This is a genomic window from Lysobacter sp. M15 (assembly GCF_022662515.1).
Lineage (GTDB): Bacteria > Pseudomonadota > Gammaproteobacteria > Xanthomonadales > Xanthomonadaceae > JAKPBU01.
Genome location: NZ_JAKPBV010000004.1, coordinates 37309 through 43640 on the forward strand (window position 1 = coordinate 37309; position 6332 = coordinate 43640).

The window sequence follows — 6332 nt, forward strand, 5'->3', positions numbered from 1 at the left end:
CGTCTTGCATGTCGTGTGTCGCGCCCGCCATCCCCGACTTGTGCGGCGATCACATGACATCCGTCATCAGTCCGGCAATACGCGTGAGTATCGCGTTGGGCCTCAGCATTGCGGAAACGCCGGCGCTCCGGCTCGGTCGCGCCAGATATCCAAATGTTCCGCGGGTAACTGATTCGGCTGCGCATGCGCCTGCGGTGCGCTGTCTACATCTCCGGGATGGCTTCCAGCGCCTTCCGGTCCCCTGCATCGTGCTCGCGTCGTGACGATCGTTGCAGGGGCTCCTTGCTGGCCCGGTACTGCGCGCGCAGGGCGGGGTCGAGCACGTCGATCTGACGCTGCGCCTGCATCGCCGCGCGGTCGCCCGGCGCGAGCTGGCAGTTGCGACTGAGGATCTCGAGTTCGTCGCCGTTGCGCGCCGCGCTGCTCTGCAGGTTGACCACGACCGCCAGGGTATCGCCGAGCTGCTGCAACTGGTAGCAGATCTCATCGATGGTCTGGTGGCTGCGACGGGCATTGCTGTCGACCAGGGCCAGCAGATTCTCGCCGTCCACCCAGACCACCGAGCCCACGCCGGTTACCGTGCGCGCGGCGGCACGGGCGGCTTCCGGATCGATGCGACGGTCGGGATCGGGCAGCTGCGTCGACCGGCGCATGGCCTCGTGCAGGACACCGGCTTCCAGGGCGCCGACCTGGCCGCGCGCGGCTTCCTGGGCGTTGCCCGGAGCAGGCATCTTCAGGCCATGCGCCGGTGCCGGTTGCGTAGGCTTGTCCGTTTGCGCCAGTTCCCATCGCGGCGGCGGATGCGGCGGAGGAGCCTGGGTGCAGGCGGTGAAGGCCAGCAGCCATCCGGCTGCGATGCCGCACTTGCGCAATTGCGCCAAGCCGCTGCGTGGTTGCATCCGGCAAGGATACGTCAGTGGGTGTGGATGCCTCGCAAGGCCAAAGCCGAATGCAGCGCGTGACCACCGGTGTGTTGCAGCGCTGCAGACCGGTGGGCCGGCGCATGGCACTAGAATTACGCCTTTCACCAGCAGCGATTGCCCGCCTTGTCCGCTTCCCCTTCCAACACGCCTTCTGCCGGGGCCGTGGTCATCCGCCAGGATGATCTGATCCAGTCCGTGGCCGATGCCCTGCAGTACATCAGCTACTACCACCCCGTCGACTACATCCGGAACCTCGCTGCGGCCTACGAGCGCGAGCAGTCGCCCGCCGCGCGCGACGCGATCGCCCAGATCCTGATCAACTCGCGCATGTGCGCCGAAGGCCACCGGCCGATCTGCCAGGACACCGGCATCGTCACCGTGTTCCTGGCCATCGGCATGGACGTGCGCTGGGATGGCGCCACGATGGGCGTGGAAGACATGGTCAACGAAGGGGTGCGCCGCGCCTACAACCACCCCGACAACAAGCTGCGCGCCTCCGTCCTGCTCGATCCCGCCGGCAAGCGCAGGAACACCGGCGACAACACGCCGGCGGTGGTCAACGTCAAGGTGGTCCCGGGAAACACCGTGGACGTGATCGTGGCGGCCAAGGGAGGTGGCTCGGAGGCCAAGTCGAAGTTCGCCATGCTCAATCCGTCGGATTCGATCGTGGACTGGGTGCTGAAGACCGTGCCGACCATGGGGGCGGGCTGGTGCCCGCCGGGCATGCTCGGGATCGGCATCGGTGGCACCGCCGAGAAGGCGATGCTGCTGGCCAAGGAAGCGCTGATGGAACCGATCGACATCACTGACCTGCAGGCCCGCGGAGCCTCGAACCGGCTGGAAGAGCTGCGGCTGGAGTTGTACGAAAAGGTCAATGCGCTGGGCATCGGTGCGCAGGGGCTGGGCGGGCTGACGACCGTGCTGGACATCAAGATCCGCGACTACCCGACCCATGCGGCCAATCTGCCCGTTGCCATGATTCCCAATTGCGCGGCCACCCGGCATGCGCATTTCACCCTGGACGGGAGCGGACCGGTGATGCTGGAACCGCCGTCGCTGGAAGATTGGCCGAAGCTGACCTACGACGCGTCGAAGGGCCGTCGCGTGGACCTGGACAGCGTGACCCGCGAGGACGTGGCCCGCTGGAAGCCCGGCGAGGTGTTGCTGCTCAACGGCAGGCTGCTCACCGGTCGTGACGCCGCGCACAAGCGCATCGTCGACATGCTCGACAGGGGCGAGCCGCTGCCGGTCGATTTCAACGGTCGTTTCATCTATTACGTCGGGCCGGTGGATCCGGTGCGCGACGAAGCCGTGGGCCCGGCAGGGCCGACGACCGCCACGCGCATGGACAAGTTCACCGGGCAAGTGCTATCGCAGACGGGCCTGTTGGGGATGGTCGGCAAGGCAGAGCGCGGCGATGCCGCGATAGAGGCGATCCGCAAGCATCGCTCGGTCTACCTCATGGCGGTCGGAGGCGCCGCCTATCTGGTCTCGAAGGCGATCAAGGCCGCGCGCGTGCTGGCGTTCGAGGATCTGGGCATGGAGGCGATCTACGAGTTCACCGTGCAGGACATGCCGGTGACGGTGGCCGTCGATTCGACCGGTGAATCCGTGCACAAGACCGGTCCACGCGAGTGGCAGGCGAAGATCGGGCGCATCCCCGTGGTGGTGGAAGCCTGAGGTGGCGGGGCGCCTGATCCAGCACCACCGCGAGATCGACAGCCTGCTCGCCGGTCTGCGCCGGATCGCGGTGCTCGGCATCAAACCCGAGAGCCGCGCCGGCCAGCCTGCGCACATGATCCCGGCCTATCTGCTGCGCCATGGCTACGAGGTGATCCCGGTGCCCGTGTATTACCCGGAGGTCACCGAGATCCTCGGCAGGCCGGTGTTCCGCAGCTTGCGCGACGTGCCCGGGCGTATCGATCTGGTCGACGTGTTCCGCAAACCGCAGGACATTGCGCCGCACCTGGACGAGATCATCGCCGCCCGGCCGCGCGCGGTCTGGTTTCAGACTGGCATCCGCCACGACCAATGCGCGCAGGCGCTGCGCGATGCAGGCATCGACGTGGTCCAGGACGAATGCCTGATGGTCGAGCACCGCCGCTGGCGTAGCGGGCACTGATTTCCGGGCCTGCGTATCTGGTGCATCCCGCAATGGATGCGGGCAGCCGTCCGCCTCAATACCACTCCAGCAGCGAAACCCCCAGGCCGACATAGGTCGCATGGTGGTTGTAGTCGATCAGGCTCTCGCCGTAGCCGTCGAAGACCTGCAGGTGTCCGCGCAGCTGGTGAGTGAGGGGAAAGCCCCAGTCGAACTGCACCGCGCCGTGCGAGCGTTCGCCGCCGCGCAGCGAATGCCGCGCCATCAATGCGAATTCGTGCTCGCCGCGGGTATGGACCAGGGTCGCGTCGGCGCGTCCCATAAAATCCTCGATGTCCGGGTTGTCGTCGTCGTCCGACTCGGGCAGGCGGTACCAGGGCCGCAGCATCAGCGACCAGTGCTCGCGGTCCAGGCCAACGTTGAACATCAGCCGGTTCCAGCTACGCGAAAGCGCGCCCCCGCGGCCGTTGGACTGGTGGTTGATGCCGACCGCGGCCATGCGTCCTTTCCACCCGGGCAGGCTATAGCTGTTGCGGAACACCAGCAGCACTTCCGGCTCGTAGTTGGTCTCACGGAACGGACGCGACTGGTCGGCGTTGTAGACCTGCCAGCGCGAACTCTGGGTATAGCCCATCCAGACATCACCGTTGTCACCGAACAGATTCTCCAGCGCCTTGGTCTTGAAGCTGAGCTGGAACTTGGTCTCGGTATCGTCCAGCGGCTGCGGCACCGCGACGGTGTTGTCGGGGTTGGGGGAGTGCGGCGTCGTGTTCGGATCGCTGTTCCAGAACAGTGGCAGCAGGTAGACCGGCTTGTAGGCGCGCAGGTTGAACGTGCCGAGCTTGGAATCCCTGGCCAGTTCCCAGCGACTGTCCAGCAACGAACCCTTGCCGGCGTTGGCGATCGCCCGTTGCGGCTCGGAGGCATACAGGTCGCTGTGTTGGCCGCGCGTCGCCCCGGGGATCGCGCTGGCGTCGGTCGCCTTCGCCGCGGCCTCGACCTCCTGTCTGGCCCGTTGGGCGGCCGCATCGGCAGCGGCGGTGCTGGTCCGCCCTCGCCCGAGGGCGCGGTCGTAGCAGGCCAGGCGCAACTGGTCCGATTCGATCGCCAGGCAGGCGCTGGCGGCCTCGCCCGGGTCCGAGGTCGCGTGCTGGGCGGACGTGTCCAAAGCCATGAGCAGCCCGGCCGCACCGCAGGCGAGTGCTGCGCGGCGCAGGACAAATATTCTGATGTTCACAACTGCGATTTTAGCGGCAGGATGAACTTCTCGAAAAGTTTCTCGCGCAGGGGGCGCTGTTGCCACATGTCATAGGTGTAACGCTTGCATGAAACCAGGTCCTGTTCGAATACCACGGTCATGCGCTCGGCAAAGGCCTTGTCGTAGACGTTGAGGCTGGCTTCGTCGTTGAGCCGGAAGCTGCGCACGTCGAAATTGGTGGAACCCACCGAGACCATTTCGCGATCCACGATCAGCAGCTTGTTGTGCATCATCGTGGGCTTGTATTCGTGGATCTCAACGCCCGCGAGCAGCAGCTCGCCCCAGCCTGCCTTGGAAGCCAGGCGGACAGCGTCGGAATCGATGTGTTCACCTGGCAGGATCACGCGCACGCGCACGCCGCGATGGCGGGCGGCGAGCAAGGTTTTGGTGATGAGCTCGTCGGGCACGAAATAGGAGGCTTCCAGATCGATGCTCTCGGTGGCCGCTGCGATCGACAGCAGGTACATCAGGTGCATGCTCTCGCTGCCGCCTGCAGGCGAGCTGATGAACAGGTGCGCGTCCATGCTGCCGGTCGGTTCGAGGGCGGGGAAGAACTCGGGGCCGTTGAGCACGCGGCCGGTGGTCTTGATCCAGTTGTCGTTGAACGCCGCCTGCACCTGCGCCACCACCGGGCCTTCCATGCGGAAGTGCATGTCGCGCCAGTGGTCGGGGTCCTGGGCATTGCCTTTCCACTGATCGGCGATGCCGACACCGCCGGTGAAGCCGACCTTGCCGTCCACCACCAGCAGCTTGCGGTGGGTGCGGTTGTTCATGCGGCTGATGTTGTACCAGTGCAGGGGCCGGTACTGCTGCACGTCGACGCCCGCCTGCTTCATCTCGTCGAGCAGCGCATCGTCCATCTTGATGCTGCCGGCCCAGTCGATCATGACCTTGACCTTGACCCCGGCGCGCGCGCGTTCCGACAGCGCATCCGCCATCTTCTGGCCGATATCGCCCGACCAGTAGATATAGGTCTCGAAGGTGATCGTGCGCTGCGCACCACGGACGGCCTCCAGCATGGCCGGGAAGATCTCGTCGCCGTTCTGCAGGTCGGTCACGTGGTTCGACGGCGACAGCGACGGCCCCAGCATCACCCCCATCTCGCGCCGGAATTCCGGGTCCGACACCGCGTAACGGTGCTGGACCATATGTTCGAGTTTCTTTTCAGGGGTGACGAAGTTCAGCGAGATCACCACCGCGACGATGGTGAACACGATGGTGAGCAGGATCGTCCAAACCATGCGGTCTCGGCTCCAGGTCTTGCGCACGTCTTGGCTCCGGGGGAGAGGCGCGTGGCGGGGGTGCCCGCAATGTGGAGATCGCCGGCTGATCGCGATGTGAAACCGGGGTGCGAAGCCGGCGTGCGGACCGTCAGTAGAACCAGGCGAGCGCGAACAGGCCGATCATGGCGAAGGCAAGGGTCAGTTTCAGCACGACGCCGAACACGATGCCGAGCCAGGTGCCCAGGCCGATCTTTGCCGCGTCACCAAAGTCGCGCCCGCCCAGGCTGCGCCGGTGCAGCAGCTCGCCGGCAAGCGCGCCGGCGAAGGGGCCGACGAAGAGGCCGACCGGACCGAAGAAGATCCCCACCACTGTCCCGGCGACTGCGCCGAGTACAGCCTTGCGGCTGGCGCCGACCCGCTTGGCGCCGACCGCCGTCGCCCAGAAATCGATTGCCAGCGAGAACGCGGTGAGCAGGCCGAGCACGACGATGGTGAAAACGCTGATCTGTTCGAAGCCGCCTGCCCAGGCCGCCAGGAGCATGCCGCCGAATACCAACGGCAGGCCGGGCAGGGCAGGCAGCACGGTCCCGAGCAGACCGATCGCCACCAGGATGGCGGCCAGGACGTAGTAGAGCGATTGCGCTTGCATGCGGGCATCCGGAAAGGGCGGCGCGGCGATTGTGCCGGATCGGCACGCGCGGGCCGCTCACGCGGCGCTATCCGGATGCGACGGATGCCCACGTGGAAAAAGAAGCGGGCCCCGGGAGCGGGCCGCGGGGCGTGCGGGGAGGGCACCCACAGGTGTGCGTCGGGGGGTGTTGCGCGCA

The 6332-nt window shown here is 66.3% G+C and carries 6 protein-coding genes; 2 read left to right on the plus strand and 4 right to left on the minus strand.

Annotation, left to right across the window (positions count from 1 at the left end):
• Positions 1-203: 203 nt before the first annotated feature.
• A complete protein-coding gene (locus tag MC380_RS03540) occupies positions 204-899 on the minus strand; it encodes a hypothetical protein (RefSeq protein WP_242163095.1) in 696 nt (231 codons plus the stop codon).
• Positions 900-1085: 186 nt separating this feature from the next.
• On the opposite strand from MC380_RS03540, the gene MC380_RS03545 reads away from it, so the two are divergent.
• On the plus strand, positions 1086-2603 hold the full coding sequence (locus MC380_RS03545; protein ID WP_242163098.1) for a fumarate hydratase: 1518 nt from the start codon (positions 1086-1088) through the stop codon (positions 2601-2603).
• 1 nt (position 2604) lies between these two features.
• The gene (locus MC380_RS03550; RefSeq protein WP_242163097.1) at positions 2605-3045 is read left to right on the plus strand and encodes a CoA-binding protein; all 441 of its coding nucleotides are present in this window, start codon (positions 2605-2607) and stop codon (positions 3043-3045) included.
• A gap of 55 nt (positions 3046-3100) precedes the next feature.
• Here the strand turns inward: MC380_RS03550 and MC380_RS03555 are convergent, their stop codons facing one another.
• From MC380_RS03555 to MC380_RS03565, 3 genes are all read right to left on the minus strand, one after another.
• The gene (locus MC380_RS03555; RefSeq protein ID WP_242104059.1) at positions 3101-4198 is read right to left on the minus strand and encodes a phospholipase A; all 1098 of its coding nucleotides are present in this window, start codon (positions 4196-4198) and stop codon (positions 3101-3103) included.
• A gap of 59 nt (positions 4199-4257) precedes the next feature.
• Positions 4258-5523: a phospholipase D-like domain-containing protein gene (locus tag MC380_RS03560; protein WP_242104012.1), complete on the minus strand. Its 1266-nt coding sequence runs from the start codon at positions 5521-5523 to the stop codon at positions 4258-4260.
• Positions 5524-5653: 130 nt separating this feature from the next.
• On the minus strand, positions 5654-6154 hold the full coding sequence (locus tag MC380_RS03565; protein ID WP_242104011.1) for a DUF456 domain-containing protein: 501 nt from the start codon (positions 6152-6154) through the stop codon (positions 5654-5656).
• Positions 6155-6332: the final 178 nt, after the last annotated feature.